Origin of the sequence: Pseudoduganella sp. RAF19, assembly GCF_052114165.1 — a bacterium.
In the GTDB taxonomy this organism is placed as follows: Bacteria; Pseudomonadota; Gammaproteobacteria; order Burkholderiales; family Burkholderiaceae_D; genus Rugamonas.
On the sequence record NZ_JBFREF010000007.1, the window covers coordinates 160,535 to 179,280 of the forward strand.

The window sequence follows — 18,746 nt, forward strand, 5'->3', positions numbered from 1 at the left end:
ATTCTTTATTTGGCGACCATCGGGAAGCCGAGGCGTTCGCGGGACTCGTAATAGGCCTGGGCCACCATGCGCGACAGATTGCGCACGCGGCCGATGTAGGCGGCGCGTTCGGTCACGGAGATGGCGCCGCGTGCATCCAGCAGGTTGAAGCTGTGCGAGGCCTTCATGATCTGTTCGTAGGCGGGCAGGGTAAGCTGCAGCTCGATCAGGCGCTTGGCTTCGGATTCGTGGTTGGCGAATTGGGCGAACAGCAGTTCGGTGTTGGAGTGCTCGAAGTTGTAGGCCGACTGCTCCACTTCGTTCTGGTGGAAGACATCGCCGTACTTCAGCACTTTCTTCTCGCCGTTCTCTTCCCACTCGGTCCACACCAGGTCGAACATGTTTTCCACGCCCTGCAGGTACATGGCCAGACGCTCGACGCCGTAAGTGATCTCGCCCAGCACGGGCTTGCAATCCAGGCCGCCCACTTGCTGGAAGTAGGTGAACTGGGTCACCTCCATGCCATTCAGCCAGACTTCCCAACCCAGGCCCCAGGCGCCCAGCGTCGGGCTTTCCCAGTCGTCTTCCACGAAACGCACGTCGTTCTGCTTCAGGTCCAGGCCCAGGGCTTCCAGCGAACCCAGATACAGGTCCAGGATATTTTCCGGCGCCGGCTTCATCACCACCTGGTACTGGTAGTAGTGCTGGCCGCGGTTCGGGTTCTCGCCATAACGGCCATCCTTCGGACGGCGCGATGGCTGCACGTACGCCGCACGCCATGGCTCAGGGCCGACCGCGCGCAGGAAGGTGGCGGTGTGGAAGGTGCCCGCGCCGACTTCCATGTCGTACGGCTGGAGCAGTGCGCAGCCCTGCTTGTCCCAATAGGTTTGCAGGGTCAGGATAATTTGTTGAAATGTCAGCATCTTTGTGTGTCGGTGACGCGCACAGGCGCGAGCGTTATCGGATCGCTAAAACGGCTCATTTTAGCGGGTTTTGCCGGGAACCTGTAGAGTTTTGCCCGCTGGGCTGGTGTTTGATTTGCCTCAAGCGCCCTGACGCAACCATTCCCACCGCCCGGCCGTCCAAATTTCCATGGACGACAGCAACGACGACTTCGACACCCGCTGGAAAACCGCCATCGCGCGCTACTTCCAGGAGTTCCTCGCGTTCTACTTTCCGACGGCCTGCGCGGCCATCGACTGGGCCGTCGCGCCCGCCTTCCTCGACCAGGACCTCGCTCCCCTCGTGCCGGACGCCCGCACCGGCTGCCTCCGGCTCGACAAACTGGCCCGGATCGCCCGCCTTGACGGGCTCAGGGAGTTGCTGGCTTGTCAGCTTGCAACGCGTTCCGGCCCCCAGTCCGAAGCGGTGCGCGAGCGGTTGATGGGCGGTACCGAGGAAGAGTTAAGGCGCTGACGCGTGGCCGTGTTGAGCGCGGCCACGCTGGAGGAGGTGTTCAGGCCTTCTTAGCCTTGCGCGACCATAGCCAGGCCCCAGCCACAGCCAGCGCGGCCAGAACGAGCATCAGCTTGTTCTGGGTGGCGATGTAGGGCGTGGTGCCGCTCATGCCCTGCACGGAGGTCGCGAGCACGCCCGGCTGGTAGTAGGGCAGCTTCTGCACGACCACGCCGTGCGGATCGATCACGACCGTGGCGCCGGTATTGGTGGCGCTGAGCATCGGGCGTCCCGTCTCCAGGCTGCGCATCTGCGAAATCTGCAAGTGCTGAGGAATCGCAATCGACTCGCCATACCAGGCCAGTTCGGACACATTCAGCAGCACCGTTGCCGACGTTGCAGAAAGCTGCTCGGCAATCTCCTCGCCAAACAGATTCTCGTAGCAGATATTCGGCAGCACCTGCTGATCGCGTACGGCAAATGGCGCCTGGATGGCCGGACCCGGCGTCTGGTCGCCCAGCGGAATCTGCATCATATTGGTGAACCAGCGGAAGCCCAGCGGAATGAACTCGCCGAACGGCACCAGGTGATGCTTATCGTAGCGGTAGGGCGCGACGCCGCGCACCGGCGACAGGCCAAGCACGCTGTTGGAATAGCGCGTCGGCGAATCCATCAGCGGGATGCCCAGCACCACGCTGGAACCGGTCTTGCGCGCAAACAGGCCGTAAGCATCCAGATAACCAGGCGGCAGCTGGTGCGGGAACAGTGGCACGCCAGTTTCCGGAATCGCGATCAGGTCAGCAGGGGTGGCAGTGACGGCGTCGAAGTAGCGGCGCAGCGTGCCCTGGATATGCGCCGGATCGAACTTTGCGTCCAGCGCCACATTGCCTTGCACCAGGCGCACCGAAATTGGCTTGCCGCTGGCATGCGTCCACTCTACGTATTGGAGGCCGAAGCCGCCGATCCACACCGCGCCGATCACACCCAGCGCCGCATAGCGCGTGCGATGCATCAGAAGCAGTAGCGCGCCGGCGGTCAGCGCCACCAGCCAGCTGATGCCGTACACGCCCAGCACCGGCGCCCAGCCGGACAGCGGCGACGTATTGTGCGCATAGCCCGCCGACACCCACGAGAACCCGGTGAACAGCCAGCCGCGCAGCCATTCGAACAAGGCCCACATCGCCGGCAGCACCAGCAGATTAGCGGCCGGCAGCGGCAAGGCCCAGCGCTTGCGCAGCCAGCCCGCGGCACCCATCGCCAGACCGGCATACAAGCCCATGGCCGCGCCAAGCAGCGCGATCGAAACCGCGGCCAGCGGTCCGGGCAAGCCGCCGAAGCGGCCTAACGCGATATACAACCAGTGAAAGCCCGCCGTGCACCAGCCGAAGCCAAACGCCCAGCCTACCAGCGCGCCCCCGCGCACGGTGTCGGCGCGCAGCATCTGATAGAACATCAGGGCGAGAGCAAGGATCTGCAGCGGCCACCAGCCGAAAGGCGCGAAGGAAAACACGCTGATGCCGCCAGCGATGGCGGCAATCAGCATACGGCTGCGGGTACTGCGGGGAGGTGCGGACGGCTCGCCAGCACTGGCTTTACGCCAGCGCATCAGTCCTGCTCGTCCACGGAAGGTGGCAGCTTTTCGACGGTCAGCACGTGGATCTGGCGCGCGTCGGCGCGCAGCACCTCAAAGCGCAGATTGTCGATGTCGAACACTTCGCCTTTGTGCGGCATGCGGCCAAGATGCTTGGCGACGAAACCGCCGATGGTATCCACGTCCTCGTCGGACAGGGCTGCGTCCAGCTCTTCGTTGAATTGCTCGATTTCCGTCAGCGCCTTGATGCGCCAGCGCGGGCCGATCTGACCTTCCTTGATGGAGAGGATATTGTCTTCCTCTTCATCGAAATCGTATTCGTCTTCGATATCGCCGACGATCTGCTCCAGCACGTCCTCGATGGTGATCAGGCCGGCCACGCCGGAATACTCGTCCACCACGATCGCCATGTGATTGTGATTGGCGCGGAAATCGCGCAGCAGCACGTTCAGGCGTTTGGATTCCGGGATGAAGATGGCAGGGCGCAGCATATCGCGCACGTCGAAGGATTCTTCGGCGTAGTAGCGCAACAGGTCCTTGGCCAGTAGAATGCCCACGACCTTGTCGCGTTCACCTTCGATGGCCGGAAAACGCGAGTGAGCGGTTTCCAGAACCAGCGGCAGCCAGTCTTCAATAGGCTTGGAAATGTCGATGACGTCCATCTGCGAGCGCGGGATCATGATGTCGCGCGCGGACAGATCGGACACCTGGAACACGCCCTCGATCATCGACAGTGCGTCGGCGTCGATCAGGTTGCGTTCATGGGCATCGTGCAGAACTTCAAGCAGCTCCGAGCGGTTCTCGGGCTCTGGGGAAATCAGTGCGGTGAGTCGCTCAAATAGCGACCGGTGTGGTTTAGCGTCATTTCTGACGCTACTAGAGTGCTCTTGCATAGTTGGCGTTGAAGCCTATTGTTTCGAAGTGCTATAGGATACACCAAACGGACGCGCGGGGTTCGATTTGTCAGTTTGATATGAGTCAGGAGAATGCATGCAGATAAGCGCAGTTGCCTACGGTTCGGATCAATGTGGACTGGTGTGTAGCTATCTGTTCGGCCGTGGCCCGCACCCGCTACCCATTGACGCAGCGGAGGCAGAGCAGTGGCTGCGCCAGCGCGCGGATCATCCCGGCGAATTCGTCTGGCTGCATTTCAATCTCGCTAACACGGCCAGTGAAAAGTGGATGCGCGAGCACACCACGCTGGCCACCGAATACTACGAAAGCCTGCACGAAGGCTCACGTTCGACGCGCATCGAGCAGGCTGACAATACGCTGGTGGCCGTAGTGAATGACGTGCTGCGCGATTTCAGCTACGAGCCTTCCGATATCGCCAGCCTGTCGCTGAGCGTCGACCGCCAGCTGGTGGTAAGTGCGCGCCGTAAGCCGCTGCAGGCCGTCGAACGTCTGCGCCAGGCGGTGCAGCGCGGCGAGACGATTGCCACCACCGTGGTGCTGCTGACCCATTTGCTGCGCGACCAGGCGGATGTGCTGACCCGCATCGTGCGCGATGCCACGACCAAGGTGGACGGCATCGAGGATAGTCTGTTGTCCGGCAAACTGCGCTACAAGCGCGCGGACCTGGGCTTGATGCGCCGCGTGCTGGTGCGCCTGCAACGCCTGCTGGCGCCGGAACCGGCGGCGCTGTTCCGACTTTTGCAACGCCCGCCGACCTGGGTGTCCGAAGCGGACCGCCAGGAGCTGCGCGAGTCGAGCGAGGAATTCGCGGTGACGCTGAATGATATGGCGGCGCTGCAGGAGCGCATCAAGGCGCTGCAGGAAGAGATTGCGGCGCTGGTGAACGAGGCTAATAACCGCAGCCTCTACGTGCTGACCATCGTCACCGTGCTGGCGCTGCCGATCAATCTGATTGCCGGCTTGCTGGGTATGAACGTTGGCGGTATTCCGCTCGCCAATGACAAGGAAGGGTTCTGGATCATCATCGCCATCGTGGCCGTGTTCACGGCCGTGGCGGGATGGTGGGCTTTCGGGAAAGAGCGCGATTAGAGCCTACGGCGGAATCCAGTTTAGAACCCGCGGCGGAATCTAGTTTAGAACCCGCGGCGAAATCTAGTGGCTGCCACATCGTGGCAGCCACTTGGGTTACGCCTTGGGTTTTGATCAGGACGCGTAAGGATCGGCGTAACCGAGTTCGTCCAGGATCTCGGTTTCGATGCCTTCCATCTCCGCCGCTTCCTCATCATCCTCGTGGTCGTAGCCCTGCGCGTGCAGCACGCCGTGCACGATCAGGTGGGCCGTGTGTTCTTCCACCGTTTTCTTCTGCTCGGACGCTTCGCGCAGCAGCACGTCCGTGCACAGGATGATGTCGGCGCGGGTCGGCTCGTCCTCGTCGTAATCCTCGCCCTCGTTGTAGGCAAAGGTCAGCACATTGGTAGCGTAATCCTTGCCGCGGTATTCCCGGTTCAGCTCCTGGCCTTCCTCGGCCGCCACGAAGCGGATGGTCAGTTCGGCCGGCGCGAACAGGGCCGCCTTGACCCACTTGCGGATCATGGGACGGGTAATGTCTTCCTGCAGGCGTGGATCGGCGTACTGGACGGACAGGGTCAGCTTATTTTTTTCGGACATTGCGGACTGCTTTAACGGCGGGTTTAACGGGATGCAGCAGGGGCGCGATTTCCGCACTGGCTTCCTGCGACTGTTCATACGCATCGACGATGCGCGCCACCAGCGGATGGCGCACCACGTCGGCGCTGGAGAAATGGCTGAAGGCGATGCCGCGCACATTGCGCAGTACATGCATCGCATCGACCAGGCCGGACTTCTGGCTCTTTTGCAGGTCGATCTGGGTCACGTCGCCGGTCACCACGGCCTTGCTGCCAAAGCCGATACGGGTCAGGAACATCTTCATCTGTTCGACGGTGGTGTTCTGGGCTTCGTCCAGAATCACGAAAGCGTGGTTCAGCGTGCGGCCGCGCATATAGGCCAGCGGCGCGATTTCGATGATCTGCTTCTCGAACATCTTTTGCGTGCGGTCGAAACCGAGCAGGTCGTACAGCGCGTCGTACAGCGGACGCAGATACGGGTCCACCTTCTGCGCCAGATCGCCCGGCAGGAAGCCCAGGCGCTCGCCGGCTTCCACCGCAGGACGGGTCAGGATGATGCGCTTGATGACGTCGCGCTCCAGCGCATCGACGGCGCAGGCCACGGCCAGATAGGTTTTGCCGGTACCGGCAGGGCCGATGCCGAAGCTGATGTCGTGGTCGAGAATATTGCGCAGGTAGCGGATCTGGTGCGGCGTGCGGCCGCGCAGGTCGGAGCGGCGCGTTTTCAGGATCGGGCTGGTGATGTCCGGATCGTGGAAGGGCGGTTCTTCGCCGGTTTCCTCGGCTTCCGGCGCCAGGCCCGCGCGCTGTTCCACCAGTGCCAGCTGGACTTCTTCCACTGGAATCACTTTGTCCGCCACGTCCCAGAAGCGGGTCAGGATTTCCACCGCACGTTCGGCATTGTCGCCGCTGACGATGAACTTCTCGCCGCGGCGGAAGATGGTCACATCCAGCGCGGCCGAGATCTGGCGCAGGTTTTCGTCCAATGGACCGCACAGGTGGGCGAGGCGCGTGTTATCCAGCGGCTCGGGGATGAAGTAGTGCGGTTGCACTGGTGTTTTTGTTTTCAAAGTAAGGCTTCTCCGCGCAGGGAGTAATCAAGGCTTTCGGTGATGCGCACATTGACCATCTGGCCGTGCAGGGCTGCTGCGTTGGCGCCGCCGTCGAAGTAGACGGTGCGGGTATTGCTGGCGCGTCCCTGCAGTTCGCTGCCGCCGCGTTTGGACGGACCTTCTACCAGCACCTGCATGGTCTGGCCGACCATGGCCGCGCTGTGGCGCTTGGTGTTGGCATCAAACAGGGCTTGCAGACGCTGCAGGCGTGCCGACTTCACCTCGGCCGGCGTATCGTCGGCCAGGTTGGCGGCCGGCGTGCCGGGACGTTTGCTGAAGATGAAGCTGAAGCTGTTGTCGAAGTCGACGTCCTGCACCAGCTTGTACATGGCTTCGAAATCTTCGTCCGTTTCGCCAGGGAAGCCGACGATGAAGTCGGAAGAGATCACCACGTTCGGACGCACGGCTCGCACCTTGCGGATGATGGACTTGTATTCCAGCGCTGTGTAGCCGCGCTTCATCGCGCCCAGGATCTTGTCCGAGCCATGCTGAGCGGGCAGGTAGAGCTGGTCGGCCAGCTTGGGGATATTGGCGTAGCAGTCGATCAGGCGCTGCGTGAATTCTTTCGGGTGGCTGGTCACGAAGCGGATGCGCTCGATGCCCGGAATCGCCGCCACGTACTCAATCAGCATGGCGAAGTCGGCAACCTCACCGTCTTCGGTGGCGCCGCGGAAGGCGTTCACGTTCTGCCCAAGCAGCATGATTTCCTTCACGCCTTGCGCGGCCAGGCCTGCGACTTCGGTCAGCACGTCTTCAAAGCGGCGCGATACTTCCTCGCCGCGGGTGTAGGGCACCACGCAATAGGAGCAGTATTTGCTGCAGCCTTCCATGATGGAGACGTAAGCGAACGCCCCTTCCACGTGGGCCGGCGGCAGGTGGTCGAACTTTTCGATTTCCGGGAAGCTGATGTCGACTTGCGGCTTGCCACTGTGGCGGCGCAGTTCGATCATCTTCGGCAAGCGGTGCAAGGTCTGCGGGCCGAATACCAGATCGACCGTCGGCGCGCGCTTGACGATGGCATCGCCTTCCTGCGACGCAACGCAGCCGCCGACGCCGATCAGCAATTCAGGCTTGGCTTCTTTCAGCTTGCGGAAGATACCCAGGTCGGAAAACACCTTCTCCTGCGCTTTTTCGCGCACGGAACAGGTGTTCAGGAGGATAACGTCGGCTTCTTCCGGGGAGTCGGTGCGTACCAGTCCGTCGGACGCGCCGAGTACGTCTGCCATCTTGTCCGAGTCGTACTCGTTCATCTGGCAGCCGAAGGTCTTGATAAATACTTTTTTCTGCATAGTGGAAGTTTACCGTAAATCGGGAACGCCCTTGAAATTGGGGGAAGTGCGCCCTAGAGTAAAAAGAGCAACTTCTCTCTGGAGCCTGCCATGCCTGTGAATTCCGTCAACAGCAGCACCAACGCCGCCAATCTGCTGCAGCAAACCAATGATGCGGCGGCACAGCGCCGTCTGGAAGAACAGCGTCAGCAACGGATCGAGGAACAGCAGCAGCGCGACCAGCAGCTGCAGCGCGCAGAGCGGGAGCGGACTCAGTTGCAGGAAACCCGCCGCAGCGAGCAGGCACAGCAGACGGAACAGCAGGACTTTCTGACCCTTCAGCAATTGCGTTCGCAGAGCGCTAACGAGAACCGCAGCGGTCCCGGAACCCCGGCGCCCGGCAGCAATGTCAATGTCACGGCATAAGCCGCTGTATTTGTAACAATTTCCCCACAGTTCTTTCGTGCGCCACAGGATGTTTCCCTGTGTTGAAATGGCTTTGTTGTCAAGATTTTAGGCGAAACATTGCATATCGTTGAGATTGATTAATGTTCGCTTGAGACAGCTTGGCAGGGATGGCCGTTGTGGACATAAAATATTGTCTGAAGAACAATTCCACCTCCCGGTCGCCCTTTGTTTTCTAATTCATTTCAGAGAGGATCATCATGGCACATCACGCTCTCGCATCGCAGGAAAGTTATAACCCCAACCACCTGCTGGACATCCTGCTGGGCAAAATGCAGCTGAAAAATGACGCTGCCCTGTCCCGCTTGCTGGAAGTGGCTCCGCCAGTTATCAGCAAGATCCGCCACCATCGCCTGCCAGTCGGGGCTTCGCTGCTGATCCGCATGCACGAAGTGACCGGCATGAGCATTCGCGACCTGCGCGACCTGATGGGCGACCGCCGCACCAAGTATCGCCTGTCGGACGCACAAGGCCGTCCGAAACCAGAAGATAAGGCTGCTGCGGCAAATACCCAGCAAGCTTCGGCCAATCCGCCTCAGAAAGCCGAAGGCGGCAACGGCAACTACGCGCATTAAGCGCGCCGCGTGACTGCTGCGGCGGATCAATGATCCGCCCTACGATAGCTACGATAGCAGGACCATCGAAATTTCTTCGAATTGCAGCTCGGTTTCGCGGAACAGGTGCAGGCAGGTTTCCTCGTTAAGCGCGAGCGCCTGCCAGGCGACGGTGGACACTTTGGGCACCAGGTCATCCTCCTGGCGCGCCAGGTCCAGCGCATGAACCACCGCATCCGCCACATGGATGATGGTGGCAAGGAAGCCCGCGCCTGGGCGGTCCGGCTCGTGGTGGCCACCAATGGCCAGCCGCATCGTGTCGGAGAAATTCCAATGCTCGGCCAGAGCCAGGCCGGCGTCCACGTGGTCGATGCCCATGGCAGTGCGCTCCGCTTCCAGCAGGGTGCAGTCGTGGGCTTCGCGGTAGGCCAGCACGTCGGTATAACGCTCAGGGAAACATGACACCAGCACCAGGCGGCCGATGTCGTGCAGCAGCCCTGCGGTGAAGGCATAGTCCTGATTGAAGCGCATATGGCGGGCCAGGATCTTGGCGCAAGCGGCGGTGCCGATCGAGTGGCGCCAGAACGCCTTGTGATCAAAAGCCTTGCAGGCGCCTTCCGCGAAGCAGCCCGTCACGGCCGCGGCCGTGATCAGGTTGCGCGTGGTCTGGAAGCCCAGATAGGTAATCGCTTGCTGGATGGTGGTTACCTTGACCTGCAAGCCATACAGCGAGGAATTCGCCAGACGCAAGGTCTTGGCGGTCAGCGCCTGGTCGTGCGACACCTTCTTGGCCAGCACGCCGATATCGATATCTTCCTGATCGATGCTGTTCAGCAGCTCCATCACCACTGCGGGCAGGGATGGCAGGTCTTGCAAATTCTTTACCACATCGTCGTAGCTCAGGTGCTCGGTCATGCAGCCTCCTGGCCGGTGCGGAATTGGATCACCAGACGGCGCAGGGCATTGGCAGCCCAGTCATCGCCGTTGTCGGGATCATGCAGGCGGAACAAGTGAGCGATGCGTTCGCGCTGTTTTTCATGTTCGGCCGCCAGTTCCGTGGCGCTTTTTTCGGCCTGCGCGATCGGTAGTGCGGTGACGCCGTGGCGCGGCATCAGGGCCAGCATTTCCGCGGTCAGCACCGTACCTTGCGGCAGCAAGACTTTGCCATGCACGTCCAGCAATTCGTCGGACAGCACCATGCCGGGCTGCACGTCCGCCAGTGCCAGATGTTGATAGCTTGCCGTCATCGTTCCTCCTCTTATCCTGGCTCGAATCTTACCATCGGGTCGGATTTGCATCACCTCTTAAAATCTTGCCAAGTTGCACTCCATCCCGTACATTGAGCACAAAGGGAGGACGTTCGATGTTTGGTATTCAAGGCCGGCTGACATGCCTGTTCGTGGTCATCGTGACCGTTGTCCTGGGCATTTCCGGAACCTACGCGCAATACAGCCTGGGCCATGAACTGGAAGTCAGCAATCAGCGCCTGCGTGAAGGTGTGCTGACCCGCCTGCAAACCAGCCTGCCTTCCGCCCTGTGGGACCTCGATAAAGCCAAAGTCGACAATATCGTTGCCGCCGAAATGCTGCCCCCCGAACTGGTGGCCATCCGCGTATATGACACCTCCGTCGGTCTGTTCTCCGGCAAGCGCCGCCAGGACGACGGCAATATTGTTCCCATCGAAGGCGAATCGCCGATTGCCGGTGCGCCCGTGGTGGCCGATCTGGCCTACCGCGATGCGGGCGCCGCCGGCAGCGCGCTCAAGCCCGTGATCGTGGGCCGCGTGGTGGTCAACTTCAGCCGCGCCCAGATCGACGCTACATTGGCCGCAGAGGTGCGGCGCAAAGTCATTGAAGTGCTGATGCTGGACATCATCCTGGTGGTGGCCCTGGCGCTCAGCCTGCGCATCGTGTTCGATCCGCTGAAGAAACTGCGCGACGGTCTGTTCGAGCTGGCCACGCGCGGCAGCGATGAAGTGGAAGAGCTGCCCGAGAAGCGGCGCGACGAACTGGGCGATGTAATCCGCGGCTTTAACGCCATTCAGCGGCGAGTGAAGGCGATCATTCTGCGCACCCGCGAAGCGGAAGACGCGGCCCGCAAATCGGCCCAGGAAACGGCGAAAGCGCTGGACGATCTGCAGCGCACCCAGGAGTCCCTGCTACAGGCCGAGCGCCTGGCATCGCTGGGCGGCCTGGTGGCCGGCGTAGCGCATGAAATCAATACGCCGGTGGGCATCGCGCTGACCAGCGCGTCGGTGCTGATGGAGGCCACGGAAGGTGTGAATGCCGCCATGTCCAGCGGCGCCATCAAGAAATCGGAAATCCAGAAATACATTGAAACGGCGGGCGAAAGCGCGCGCCTCATCATGAACAATGCCTACCGCGCGGCGCACCTGATCCACAGCTTCAAGCAGATCGCGGTGGACCAGGTCAGCGAGGCGCGCCGCCGCTTCGAGCTGCACGAATACATCGGCGAAGTGGTGTCCAGCCTGCAGCCCAAGCTGAAGAAAACCCATATCGGCGTTGAGATCGAGTGCCCGGACGATATTGTGCTGGATAGCTATCCCGGCGCGCTGGCGCAAGTCATCACCAACCTTACCCTCAATTGCGTCGAACACGCCTTCGACGCCGACGCCGTGGGCACCATCTGGATCAAGGCCGCCGAGCAGGGCGATGTGATCGAAATGCAGGTGGCGGACAATGGCAAGGGCATCGCGCCCGATATGCTGGACAAGGTATTCGACCCCTTCGTCACCACGCGCCGCGGCCAGGGCGGCACGGGCCTCGGCCTGAACATCGTCTTCAATCTGATAGTGAAGCAGTTTGGCGGCACCATTACCGTAGACAGCCTTGTGGGCCAGGGCGCCGTCTTCACGCTGCGCATTCCGCGCGTGACGCCAGGCGACGCCGAAGCCAACGAACAGCATCCGGACGCACGCCTGCACGCATGAGGCGGGCGACGCCGATGCAATGATTGACGCATACTTTGCCCATCATCACGGGAGGTAAAGGATGAGTACCCGCCGCCAGATCGCGCTGCTGCGTGGTATCAACGTTGGACGCGCCAAACGTATCGCCATGGCTGATCTGCGCAAGCTGCTGACCGGCCTGGGCTTTGCCGACGTACGCACTTTGCTTAACAGTGGCAACGTGGTCTTCGATTGCGAGGCCAGGGACGCGCGCCTGTCGGCCACGCGCATCGAGGAAGCGCTGGTGATGCGGCTGGGTGTCGCCGCGCGCGTCACCGTGCTCGATGCCGAACAGCTCGACGGTGTGGTGGAAGACAACAGCTTGTGCGAGGTGGCGGACGATCATTCCCGCCTGCTGGTCGCGGTGCTCAACAATCCCGCCGACCGCGCCAAGCTGGAGCCGCTCGCGCATCAGGACTGGAAACCCGAAGCCTTCGCGTTGGGACGCTGGGCTGCCTACATCTGGTGCGCGGACGGCATTCTCGCCAGCCGCGCCGCAGCGGCCATGGGCAAAGCTGTAGGCGATGCGGTCACCACGCGCAACTGGTCAACCATCAATAAATTGCACGCGCTGGCCAGCGGCCAGTCCGCCTGAGGAGAACAAGAATGCCCGCGGTAAACGGAGAATTTGACGTAAAGCTGCTGCCCGCACCGAACGCCTCCCTGACCGAGGGCTGCGGCATCGGCCGCATGACGCTTGACAAGCGCTACCACGGCCCGCTGGAGGCGGAGGGCTACGGCGAATTCCTGAGCTACCGCAGCGCTGTGCCGACGTCGGCCGTGTATGTGGCGATCGAAAAAGTCAAAGGCACACTGGACGGCCGCCACGGCAGCTTCGCTTTACAACACCAGGGCGTTATGGGTGGCGAATATGATGGGTTACGGATTATCATCGTGCCCGATTCCGGAACCGATGGACTGGTTGGCTTGCGCGGTAAAATGGACGTGCGCATCGAAGACGGAAAGCACTTCTATTCGCTTGATTACAGCTTTATATAAAAATGAGAATAAACGATACATGGCGCGGCGTTCTGATCCTGGCCGCGCTGGTGGTGGCGCTGTTCCTTGGCGCCATCGCCCTGACCGACAATGGCGCTGAAAAAGTGAGTTGCGTCGGTCGCGCGATTGCGCACGGTATTTCCTTCACCAATATCCACAGCGTCTGTAATCTCTGAGCGCAGATGGCCGTCATCGCGCACGATGTCCGCATCGTTACCACGCCCGTCATCATTCGCCCGGCCCGCCCGGCGCCGCCGGTTCCGCGTGCGCTGAGCCCTGCTGGGCGTGGCAATCTGAAGCTTTGGCTGTATCACCCGGCCGATCTTCGAGGATTGCCCACGGGCGTGTTCGTGCAAAAGGCTGCGGCGCCGGACTGGCAATTTACGGCCGCGAATCCGGATGGCAGCCTGAGTCTGCAATTGGCGCCCGGCCAGTATCTGCTCGACACCGTTGAGCCGCCCGGATCGCCGTTGCGGCGCCATCGCTACCAGATCAGCGTGTCGGCCGGTGGCGCCGCCAGCATCGGCGGCATGCAGCCGGACGGGCAGGGCGTGTATGCGGTGACGCTCGATGCGGGCACGGTGCCCGGCGAGCGTGGCGCGAAATTGCTGGCGCTGGCCAGCGAACCTGCATCCACGTTCAAACCGGCATCCGCCTGCCAGCTCATGGACCAGGTGACGCCGGTGCGCAGCTTCAACACCGACACGTCGTGGGCTTTCCCAAGGTGCGCGTGCGTCTGCCATCGTTTGGCCGCGTCAGGGCGCTGATCGTGCCGGTGGATTTCGATGAAGTCAGCGGCAAGGACGATCCCGCCGCATTTTTCACGCCGCTCGCCAGCGACGTGCGCGACTTTTATCTGAAGCAGTCCTACGGCCGGCTGGCGTTTGATTTCGACATCCTGTCGCGCTGGGTGCGCCTGCCATTCTCGCCGGACAAGTACGGCTCGGCCGATTTCACCGGCTACCGCAACGAAATCATTGGCCTGACCGACGGCCAGATCGATTACGGCCAGTACGACGCCGTGTACTTTCTGGTGCCGAAGGAAATGCCGATGGCGACCATGCGCATGGGCCCGGCAATTACCTTTCCGACGTGGACGCGCACCGGCTATGTGCTCAACGGCGCCACGGGAGGCGCGGACATGTACTACAACGAAGAGCGCGGCATCATTGGCGCCAAATGGAAATGGATGGTGCATGAAACCGGCCACGCCTTCGGCCTGGTCGATGAAGACCTGGACCATGCATCGCAAACCCTGGGTTCGTGGGGCGTGATGGTCAACAGCTGGAGCAATGCCGCCATCGAACACAATGCCTGGGACCGTTATCTGCAAGGCTGGCTGCCGGAAGAGCAGGTGGCGTGCCTGACCAGGCCGGCGCAAGCGATCAAGCTGAGTCCACTCGTGCGCCAGGGCAGCGGCATCAAGGCGGCCATGGTGCCGCTCAGCAGTTCGAAAATTCTGGTGATGGAATCGCGCCGCAATGAAGGCTACGACAAACTGCTACCGGAGCAGGAGGGCCTGCTGGTCTACACGGTCGATATGAGACTCGGTTCGCTTGGCGGCGGCTACCGCACCCAGCGCCGCACCGGTTCCGTCGACCGGCAATTCCGCGACGCGGCGCTGCACGCGGGCGATGCGGTCACCGTCGATGGCGTTACCGTCTCGGTCACCACGGCGGACGCGGATGGCGACACAGTCCAGGTGCGCCGTTAAACCTCCGCTTTTTGCCGCTGGCGGAAGGAGGCTACCTTGTTGCGGTTGCCGCACAGCGCCATGCTGCACCAGCGGCGGCGGTGGGACTTGGTGCGGTCCAGGAACCACAGCGTGCACTCGTGATCTTCGCATTTGCGGATAAGATTAAAGTCGCCATCCGCCAGCAACTGCGCGGCGGATTCGGCCAGCGGCGCCAGCAGGCGCTCGGGCGTGTCCGTCGCGTAGCGCGTTTGCAGTGTGACGCTGCCGTCCGCCTGCGCGTGCAGTGCCAAGTGGCGCTGCGATTGCGCCAGCAAGCCGTTCAGACGGGCCACATCCAGCTTATGCCCATGCTTGCGGGCGTGCACCAGCGCGCGCACCGTTTCGCGCAGGCCGCGCCCGGCTTCCAGCAAACCATGCGGCGCCTTGCCGCTCACCGGGAAGCCGGCGTCCTTCAGCCATTGCATCACATCGGCATCGCTATGCCATGTTTCTGTTCCCTGCACCACCGTGTTGATCAGGTCCAGTGCGGGATGATCGCCATAGAACTCAGTCATCTTGCATTCCTCCATGGCTTCATTGTAACCATCAAAAAATCACTTGACAAGTTACGCTGCCGGCGTAAGATGGTAACCATAAACAACACATTTAAGAGGTTACAAAATGCGCTTCAACACGATCAAAGCCGATGGCATCAACGTTTTCTACCGCGAAGCCGGCCCTGAAGATGCGCCGGTGCTCCTGCTGCTGCACGGCTTCCCGTCTTCCTCGCACATGTTCCGCAACCTGATCCCGCTGCTGGCCACTAAATACCGCGTGATCGCTCCCGACTTGCCTGGCTTCGGTTTCACTGAAGTTCCCGCCGAACGCAATTACCAGTACAGCTTCGACAGCCTGGCGGCCACCATGGAGGCCTTCGTGCAAGCGCTGAAACTGGAAAAATACGCGCTTTACGTGTTCGACTACGGCGCGCCTACCGGCTTCCGTCTGGCAGCGGCGCATCCGGAACGCGTCACGGCCCTGATCTCGCAAAACGGCAATACCTACCTGGAGGGTCTGAGTGAAGAGGGCTGGGCGCCGATGCGCAAGCACTGGGCTGATCCCAGCGCGGAAAACGAGCAAGTGATGCGCAGCTTCCTGACCTACGACGCGACCAAATGGCAGTACACGCATGGTGTCGCGAATCCCGAACAGGTCGCGCCGGAAGCGTATGCGCTGGACGCACTGCTGATGACCCGTCCCGGCAATAAGGACATTCAGATCGCGCTGTTCTACGACTACCGCAACAACCTGGCGCTGTATCCCGTGTTCCAGAAATTCTTCCGCGATACCCAAGTACCGACCCTGGCGATCTGGGGCAAGCACGACCCCTTCTTCATTCCGCCTGGCGCCGAAGCCTATCGCCGCGATAATCCCAATGCGGTGGTGAAATTGCTGGACACGGGCCACTTTGCGCTGGAAACCCATGTGGACGAGATCGCTGCGGAAATCCACACGCTGCTGGAGAAGGCACTGTGAGGTAGACTAGACGCTTCACTCAACTGATCCATGTTCGATGAAGCGTCACCTCATAATCCTCGTGGCGGTAGCCCTGTCCGGCTGCAGCTTCTTCAAGAAGTCTCCCGAGCCGGTGGCGTCGATCGCCGCCGGTCCCGCCAACCCGCAAGTGCTGCTGCTGGGCGAAGTGCACGACAACCCGCAAGGCCACAAGCTGCGTTTCGAAGAACTGAAGCGCCGCGTGGAAGCGGGCTGGCGTCCGGTCATTGCGATGGAGCAGTTCGACCGCGACAAACAGCGCCTGCTGGACGAAGCCCAGAAAGGCTGTCTTGATGCGTCCTGCCTGATCAAAGTGATGAATACGCCCGGCTGGAACTGGCAGCAATACCATCCGCTGATTCAGCTGGCACTGACCAACAACCTGCCGCTGCTTGCCGTGAATCTGTCGCGTGCCGATGCTTCGCGCGTGGTGCGTGACGGCGTGACATCCAGTTTCGATGCCGCGACCGTTACAGCCTACAAGCTGGACAAGCCGCTGCCGCTGGAGTTGCGTAAGGCGCAGGAACGCGAAATCAAGGAAGGCCATTGCGATATGCTGCCGGACATGATGGTCCCCGGCATGGTCGATGCCCAGGTGGCACGCGACATCTGGATGGCCAAGCTGATCCGCGAACAGCAGCCGCGCGATGTGGTGCTGATTGCCGGTAACGGCCATGTCCGAAAAGACATCGGCGTGCCGCGCTGGCTGAACGCGGTTGAGCCCAAACTGAACATCCGCACTATCGGTTTCGTGGAGCCGGATCAGATGCGTTTGCCCTTCGATGAAGTGCGCAAGCTGGAGTCTGTAAAGCGCGCCGATCCTTGCAAAGGGCTGAAAAAATAGTCGTCATACAACAAGTGGTATACTAGTTGCTTTCCAGAGAAGGCATGCCACGATGACTGAAACCGCAGCTCCTGTCCGCAAGAAACACCGCAACCTGGCTCAGGGGGTGGTGGAGGCGATCACGTCCAATATCCAGAGCGGAACGTTGAAGCCGGGCGAAAAGCTGCCGACCGAGTCGCTGATCATGCAGCTGCATGGCGTGTCCCGTACTGTGGTGCGCGAAGCGATCTCGCATCTGCAGGCCGCCGGGCTGGTGGAAACCCGTCACGGCGTGGGCACCTTTGTGCTGGAACCGCCGAGCGGCAATATGCGCCTGACCATCAGCACCCTGGAAGACGTGCTGGCCATCCTGGAGCTGCGCATCACCCTGGAAACGGAAGCGGCGTCGCTGGCGGCCAGCCGCCGGACCGATCAGCAGGCCGTGCAATTGTCCGCGCTGCTGAAGCGCATGCAGGAAGAGGGCAATCCGGTGGATGCTGACAAGCAATTCCACCAGCTGATCGCCCAGTCCACCAATAACCGTTATTTCGTTGACATCCTGAGCGATCTGGGCAGTGCGATCATCCCGCGCGCCCGTGTGAATTCGGCGCAACTGGTGCACGACGACCCCGCCGCCTATCTGATGCGCGTGCAGCGCGAGCACGAGGATATCTGCCACGCCATCATGCGCAAGGACGCGGAAGGCGCCCGCGCGGCCATGCGCACCCACCTGAGCAATAGCCGCGAACGCCTGCGTCATGCCCAGGAAATGTTGGAAAAGGGCGGCAACGCCTGACCGGTAACAAAAAACGCTTGCAGCGTTTTGCGGATACTTGTACGATGTCATACAACTTAACCGCGACCTCTAGGAGACGCCATGAATCCGCAAGACCTGAAAAAGATCCTTTCCGCTGGCCTGCTGTCCTTCCCAGTGACCGACTTTGATGCTGAAGGCAACTTCAACAAGAAGGGCTACATCGAGCGTCTGGAATGGCTGGCTCCATACGGCGCCTCCGCTCTGTTCGCGGCTGGCGGCACCGGCGAGTTCTTCTCGCTGACCCACGAGGAATACCCGGAAATCATCAAGACCGCCGTCGACACTTGCCGCGGCAAAGTGCCTATCCTGGCCGGTGCAGGTGGCCCGACCCGTGCAGCCATCAAATTCGCCCAGGAAGCCGAGCGCCAGGGCGCCCACGGCGTGCTGCTGCTGCCGCACTACCTGACCGAAGCGAGCCAGGAAGGCCTGATCAAGCACGTGGAAGAAGTTTGCGCTTCTGTGGACTTTGGCGTTGTGGTCTACAATCGCGGTGGTTGCCGCCTGACGCCTGATTCGCTGGCGATCCTGGCAGATCGTTGCCCGAACCTGATCGGCTTCAAGGACGGCATCGGCGACATCGAACTGATGGTATCGATCTGGCGCAAGATGGGCGACCGCTTCTCGTATCTGGGCGGCCTGCCGACGGCAGAAGTTTATGCAGCAGCGTACAAGGCATTGGGTGTTCCGGTGTATTCCTCCGCCGTGTTCAACTTCATGCCGAAGCTGGCCATGGACTTCTACCACGCTATCGCGAAAGACGATCACGCTACGACGAACCGTCTGCTGGACGAATTCTTCCTGCCGTACCTGGCGATCCGCAACCGCAAGCAAGGCTATGCGGTGTCCATCGTCAAGGCCGGCGCCCGCCTGGTCGGTCACGATGCGGGTCCAGTGCGCGCTCCGCTGAGCGACCTGAACGAGGAAGAGTGCGCAATGCTGGACAAACTGATCCGCGCCCAAGGCGCACAATGAAAAACTAAGGAGT

23 protein-coding genes are annotated in these 18,746 nt (G+C 61.4%); 14 read left to right on the forward strand and 9 right to left on the reverse strand.

From position 1 onward, the window contains the following. Positions 1 to 5: 5 nt before the first annotated feature. Positions 6 to 902, reverse strand: coding sequence for a glycine--tRNA ligase subunit alpha (gene glyQ / locus AB4Z19_RS19925; RefSeq protein WP_442035846.1), 897 nt, complete (start codon positions 900 to 902; stop codon positions 6 to 8). A gap of 169 nt (positions 903 to 1,071) precedes the next feature. Between glyQ and AB4Z19_RS19930 the strand changes: the two genes are divergently transcribed. Further along, positions 1,072 to 1,395, forward strand: a complete 324-nt coding sequence (locus AB4Z19_RS19930; protein WP_442024150.1) for a hypothetical protein — start codon at positions 1,072 to 1,074, stop codon at positions 1,393 to 1,395. Between the two features lie 40 nt (positions 1,396 to 1,435). On the opposite strand, the gene lnt is transcribed toward AB4Z19_RS19930, so the two are convergent. Continuing rightward, complete coding sequence (gene lnt, locus AB4Z19_RS19935) at positions 1,436 to 2,980, reverse strand: apolipoprotein N-acyltransferase (protein ID WP_442035847.1); 1,545 nt, start codon at positions 2,978 to 2,980, stop codon at positions 1,436 to 1,438. Then, positions 2,980 to 3,858 carry an HlyC/CorC family transporter gene (locus tag AB4Z19_RS19940; RefSeq protein WP_442027880.1) on the reverse strand — a complete coding sequence of 293 codons (879 nt, stop codon included), beginning with the start codon at positions 3,856 to 3,858 and terminating at the stop codon, positions 2,980 to 2,982. Before AB4Z19_RS19940 ends, lnt begins: the two co-directional genes overlap by 1 nt. Positions 3,859 to 3,955: 97 nt before the next feature. Between AB4Z19_RS19940 and AB4Z19_RS19945 the strand changes: the two genes are divergently transcribed. Beyond that, entirely contained in the window at positions 3,956 to 4,969 is a 1,014-nt protein-coding gene (locus AB4Z19_RS19945; protein WP_442027882.1) for a transporter, read from the forward strand. A gap of 114 nt (positions 4,970 to 5,083) precedes the next feature. Here AB4Z19_RS19945 and ybeY read toward each other — a convergent pair whose 3' ends face one another. From ybeY to miaB, 3 genes are read right to left on the reverse strand one after another with little or no spacing between them, the layout of a single operon-like run. Beyond that, entirely contained in the window at positions 5,084 to 5,548 is a 465-nt protein-coding gene (gene ybeY, locus AB4Z19_RS19950) for an rRNA maturation RNase YbeY (protein WP_442027883.1), read from the reverse strand. Next, positions 5,532 to 6,596, reverse strand: coding sequence for a PhoH family protein (locus tag AB4Z19_RS19955; protein ID WP_442027885.1), 1,065 nt, complete (start codon positions 6,594 to 6,596; stop codon positions 5,532 to 5,534). The genes ybeY and AB4Z19_RS19955 overlap by 17 nt, the downstream gene beginning before the upstream one ends. Further along, positions 6,593 to 7,927: a tRNA (N6-isopentenyl adenosine(37)-C2)-methylthiotransferase MiaB gene (miaB, locus tag AB4Z19_RS19960; protein ID WP_442035848.1), complete on the reverse strand. Its 1,335-nt coding sequence runs from the start codon at positions 7,925 to 7,927 to the stop codon at positions 6,593 to 6,595. Before miaB ends, AB4Z19_RS19955 begins: the two co-directional genes overlap by 4 nt. A 90-nt stretch (positions 7,928 to 8,017) precedes the next feature. Here miaB and AB4Z19_RS19965 point away from each other — a divergent pair, with 90 nt between their 5' ends. Both AB4Z19_RS19965 and AB4Z19_RS19970 read left to right on the forward strand, forming a co-directional pair. Then, positions 8,018 to 8,332, forward strand: coding sequence for a hypothetical protein (locus AB4Z19_RS19965; RefSeq protein WP_442030282.1), 315 nt, complete (start codon positions 8,018 to 8,020; stop codon positions 8,330 to 8,332). A 239-nt stretch (positions 8,333 to 8,571) separates the two neighbouring features. Next, positions 8,572 to 8,946, forward strand: coding sequence for a hypothetical protein (locus AB4Z19_RS19970; RefSeq protein WP_442030238.1), 375 nt, complete (start codon positions 8,572 to 8,574; stop codon positions 8,944 to 8,946). A gap of 48 nt (positions 8,947 to 8,994) precedes the next feature. Here AB4Z19_RS19970 and AB4Z19_RS19975 read toward each other — a convergent pair whose 3' ends face one another. Both AB4Z19_RS19975 and AB4Z19_RS19980 read right to left on the reverse strand, forming a co-directional pair. After that, a complete protein-coding gene (locus AB4Z19_RS19975; RefSeq protein ID WP_442030236.1) occupies positions 8,995 to 9,840 on the reverse strand; it encodes an HDOD domain-containing protein in 846 nt (281 codons plus the stop codon). Then, a complete protein-coding gene (locus tag AB4Z19_RS19980; protein WP_442035849.1) occupies positions 9,837 to 10,172 on the reverse strand; it encodes a hypothetical protein in 336 nt (111 codons plus the stop codon). The genes AB4Z19_RS19975 and AB4Z19_RS19980 overlap by 4 nt, the downstream gene beginning before the upstream one ends. 116 nt (positions 10,173 to 10,288) lie before the next feature. Between AB4Z19_RS19980 and AB4Z19_RS19985 the strand changes: the two genes are divergently transcribed. From AB4Z19_RS19985 to AB4Z19_RS20010, 6 genes are all read left to right on the forward strand, one after another. Further along, positions 10,289 to 11,875 carry a sensor histidine kinase gene (locus tag AB4Z19_RS19985; protein ID WP_442035850.1) on the forward strand — a complete coding sequence of 529 codons (1,587 nt, stop codon included), beginning with the start codon at positions 10,289 to 10,291 and terminating at the stop codon, positions 11,873 to 11,875. A gap of 61 nt (positions 11,876 to 11,936) precedes the next feature. Beyond that, positions 11,937 to 12,488: a DUF1697 domain-containing protein gene (locus tag AB4Z19_RS19990; protein ID WP_442029370.1), complete on the forward strand. Its 552-nt coding sequence runs from the start codon at positions 11,937 to 11,939 to the stop codon at positions 12,486 to 12,488. Between the two features lie 11 nt (positions 12,489 to 12,499). Continuing rightward, on the forward strand, positions 12,500 to 12,892 hold the full coding sequence (locus tag AB4Z19_RS19995) for a DUF3224 domain-containing protein (RefSeq protein ID WP_442035851.1): 393 nt from the start codon (positions 12,500 to 12,502) through the stop codon (positions 12,890 to 12,892). Positions 12,893 to 12,894: 2 nt separating this feature from the next. Further along, a complete protein-coding gene (locus AB4Z19_RS20000) occupies positions 12,895 to 13,068 on the forward strand; it encodes a hypothetical protein (protein WP_442035852.1) in 174 nt (57 codons plus the stop codon). A gap of 6 nt (positions 13,069 to 13,074) precedes the next feature. Continuing rightward, complete coding sequence (locus AB4Z19_RS20005; protein WP_442029366.1) at positions 13,075 to 13,659, forward strand: hypothetical protein; 585 nt, start codon at positions 13,075 to 13,077, stop codon at positions 13,657 to 13,659. Continuing rightward, on the forward strand, positions 13,602 to 14,606 hold the full coding sequence (locus tag AB4Z19_RS20010) for a hypothetical protein (RefSeq protein WP_442029364.1): 1,005 nt from the start codon (positions 13,602 to 13,604) through the stop codon (positions 14,604 to 14,606). Before AB4Z19_RS20005 ends, AB4Z19_RS20010 begins: the two co-directional genes overlap by 58 nt. Here the strand turns inward: AB4Z19_RS20010 and AB4Z19_RS20015 are convergent. Further along, entirely contained in the window at positions 14,603 to 15,142 is a 540-nt protein-coding gene (locus AB4Z19_RS20015) for a CGNR zinc finger domain-containing protein (RefSeq protein WP_442029362.1), read from the reverse strand. The genes AB4Z19_RS20010 and AB4Z19_RS20015 overlap by 4 nt on opposite strands. A gap of 106 nt (positions 15,143 to 15,248) precedes the next feature. Here AB4Z19_RS20015 and AB4Z19_RS20020 point away from each other — a divergent pair, with 106 nt between their 5' ends. From AB4Z19_RS20020 to kdgD, 4 genes are all read left to right on the forward strand, one after another. After that, on the forward strand, positions 15,249 to 16,103 hold the full coding sequence (locus AB4Z19_RS20020; protein WP_442035853.1) for an alpha/beta fold hydrolase: 855 nt from the start codon (positions 15,249 to 15,251) through the stop codon (positions 16,101 to 16,103). A 37-nt stretch (positions 16,104 to 16,140) separates the two neighbouring features. Further along, positions 16,141 to 16,965: a ChaN family lipoprotein gene (locus tag AB4Z19_RS20025; RefSeq protein WP_442027986.1), complete on the forward strand. Its 825-nt coding sequence runs from the start codon at positions 16,141 to 16,143 to the stop codon at positions 16,963 to 16,965. A gap of 52 nt (positions 16,966 to 17,017) precedes the next feature. Then, positions 17,018 to 17,740 carry a FadR/GntR family transcriptional regulator gene (locus tag AB4Z19_RS20030; RefSeq protein WP_442027984.1) on the forward strand — a complete coding sequence of 241 codons (723 nt, stop codon included), beginning with the start codon at positions 17,018 to 17,020 and terminating at the stop codon, positions 17,738 to 17,740. Positions 17,741 to 17,821: 81 nt separating this feature from the next. Then, entirely contained in the window at positions 17,822 to 18,733 is a 912-nt protein-coding gene (gene kdgD / locus AB4Z19_RS20035) for a 5-dehydro-4-deoxyglucarate dehydratase (protein ID WP_442027982.1), read from the forward strand. The last annotated feature ends 13 nt before the right edge of the window (positions 18,734 to 18,746 follow it).

Bases quoted from the DNA above. Each gene is read 5' to 3' on its own strand.
- AB4Z19_RS19985 (WP_442035850.1), top strand. From the start codon at position 10,289: ATGTTTGGTATTCAAGGCCGGCTGACATGCCTGTTCGTGGTCATCGTG.
- glyQ (WP_442035846.1), bottom strand. From the start codon at position 902: ATGCTGACATTTCAACAAATTATCCTGACCCTGCAAACCTATTGGGAC.
- AB4Z19_RS19995 (WP_442035851.1), top strand. From the start codon at position 12,500: ATGCCCGCGGTAAACGGAGAATTTGACGTAAAGCTGCTGCCCGCACCG.
- AB4Z19_RS19990 (WP_442029370.1), top strand. From the start codon at position 11,937: ATGAGTACCCGCCGCCAGATCGCGCTGCTGCGTGGTATCAACGTTGGA.
- AB4Z19_RS20000 (WP_442035852.1), top strand. From the start codon at position 12,895: ATGAGAATAAACGATACATGGCGCGGCGTTCTGATCCTGGCCGCGCTG.
- AB4Z19_RS20005 (WP_442029366.1), top strand. From the start codon at position 13,075: ATGGCCGTCATCGCGCACGATGTCCGCATCGTTACCACGCCCGTCATC.
- AB4Z19_RS20015 (WP_442029362.1), bottom strand. From the start codon at position 15,142: ATGACTGAGTTCTATGGCGATCATCCCGCACTGGACCTGATCAACACG.
- kdgD (WP_442027982.1), top strand. From the start codon at position 17,822: ATGAATCCGCAAGACCTGAAAAAGATCCTTTCCGCTGGCCTGCTGTCC.
- AB4Z19_RS20020 (WP_442035853.1), top strand. From the start codon at position 15,249: ATGCGCTTCAACACGATCAAAGCCGATGGCATCAACGTTTTCTACCGC.
- AB4Z19_RS19930 (WP_442024150.1), top strand. From the start codon at position 1,072: ATGGACGACAGCAACGACGACTTCGACACCCGCTGGAAAACCGCCATC.
- AB4Z19_RS19980 (WP_442035849.1), bottom strand. From the start codon at position 10,172: ATGACGGCAAGCTATCAACATCTGGCACTGGCGGACGTGCAGCCCGGC.
- lnt (WP_442035847.1), bottom strand. From the start codon at position 2,980: ATGCGCTGGCGTAAAGCCAGTGCTGGCGAGCCGTCCGCACCTCCCCGC.
- AB4Z19_RS19975 (WP_442030236.1), bottom strand. From the start codon at position 9,840: ATGACCGAGCACCTGAGCTACGACGATGTGGTAAAGAATTTGCAAGAC.
- AB4Z19_RS19965 (WP_442030282.1), top strand. From the start codon at position 8,018: ATGCCTGTGAATTCCGTCAACAGCAGCACCAACGCCGCCAATCTGCTG.
- AB4Z19_RS19940 (WP_442027880.1), bottom strand. From the start codon at position 3,858: ATGCAAGAGCACTCTAGTAGCGTCAGAAATGACGCTAAACCACACCGG.
- AB4Z19_RS20025 (WP_442027986.1), top strand. From the start codon at position 16,141: ATGAAGCGTCACCTCATAATCCTCGTGGCGGTAGCCCTGTCCGGCTGC.
- miaB (WP_442035848.1), bottom strand. From the start codon at position 7,927: ATGCAGAAAAAAGTATTTATCAAGACCTTCGGCTGCCAGATGAACGAG.
- AB4Z19_RS20030 (WP_442027984.1), top strand. From the start codon at position 17,018: ATGACTGAAACCGCAGCTCCTGTCCGCAAGAAACACCGCAACCTGGCT.
- ybeY (WP_442027883.1), bottom strand. From the start codon at position 5,548: ATGTCCGAAAAAAATAAGCTGACCCTGTCCGTCCAGTACGCCGATCCA.
- AB4Z19_RS19970 (WP_442030238.1), top strand. From the start codon at position 8,572: ATGGCACATCACGCTCTCGCATCGCAGGAAAGTTATAACCCCAACCAC.
- AB4Z19_RS19945 (WP_442027882.1), top strand. From the start codon at position 3,956: ATGCAGATAAGCGCAGTTGCCTACGGTTCGGATCAATGTGGACTGGTG.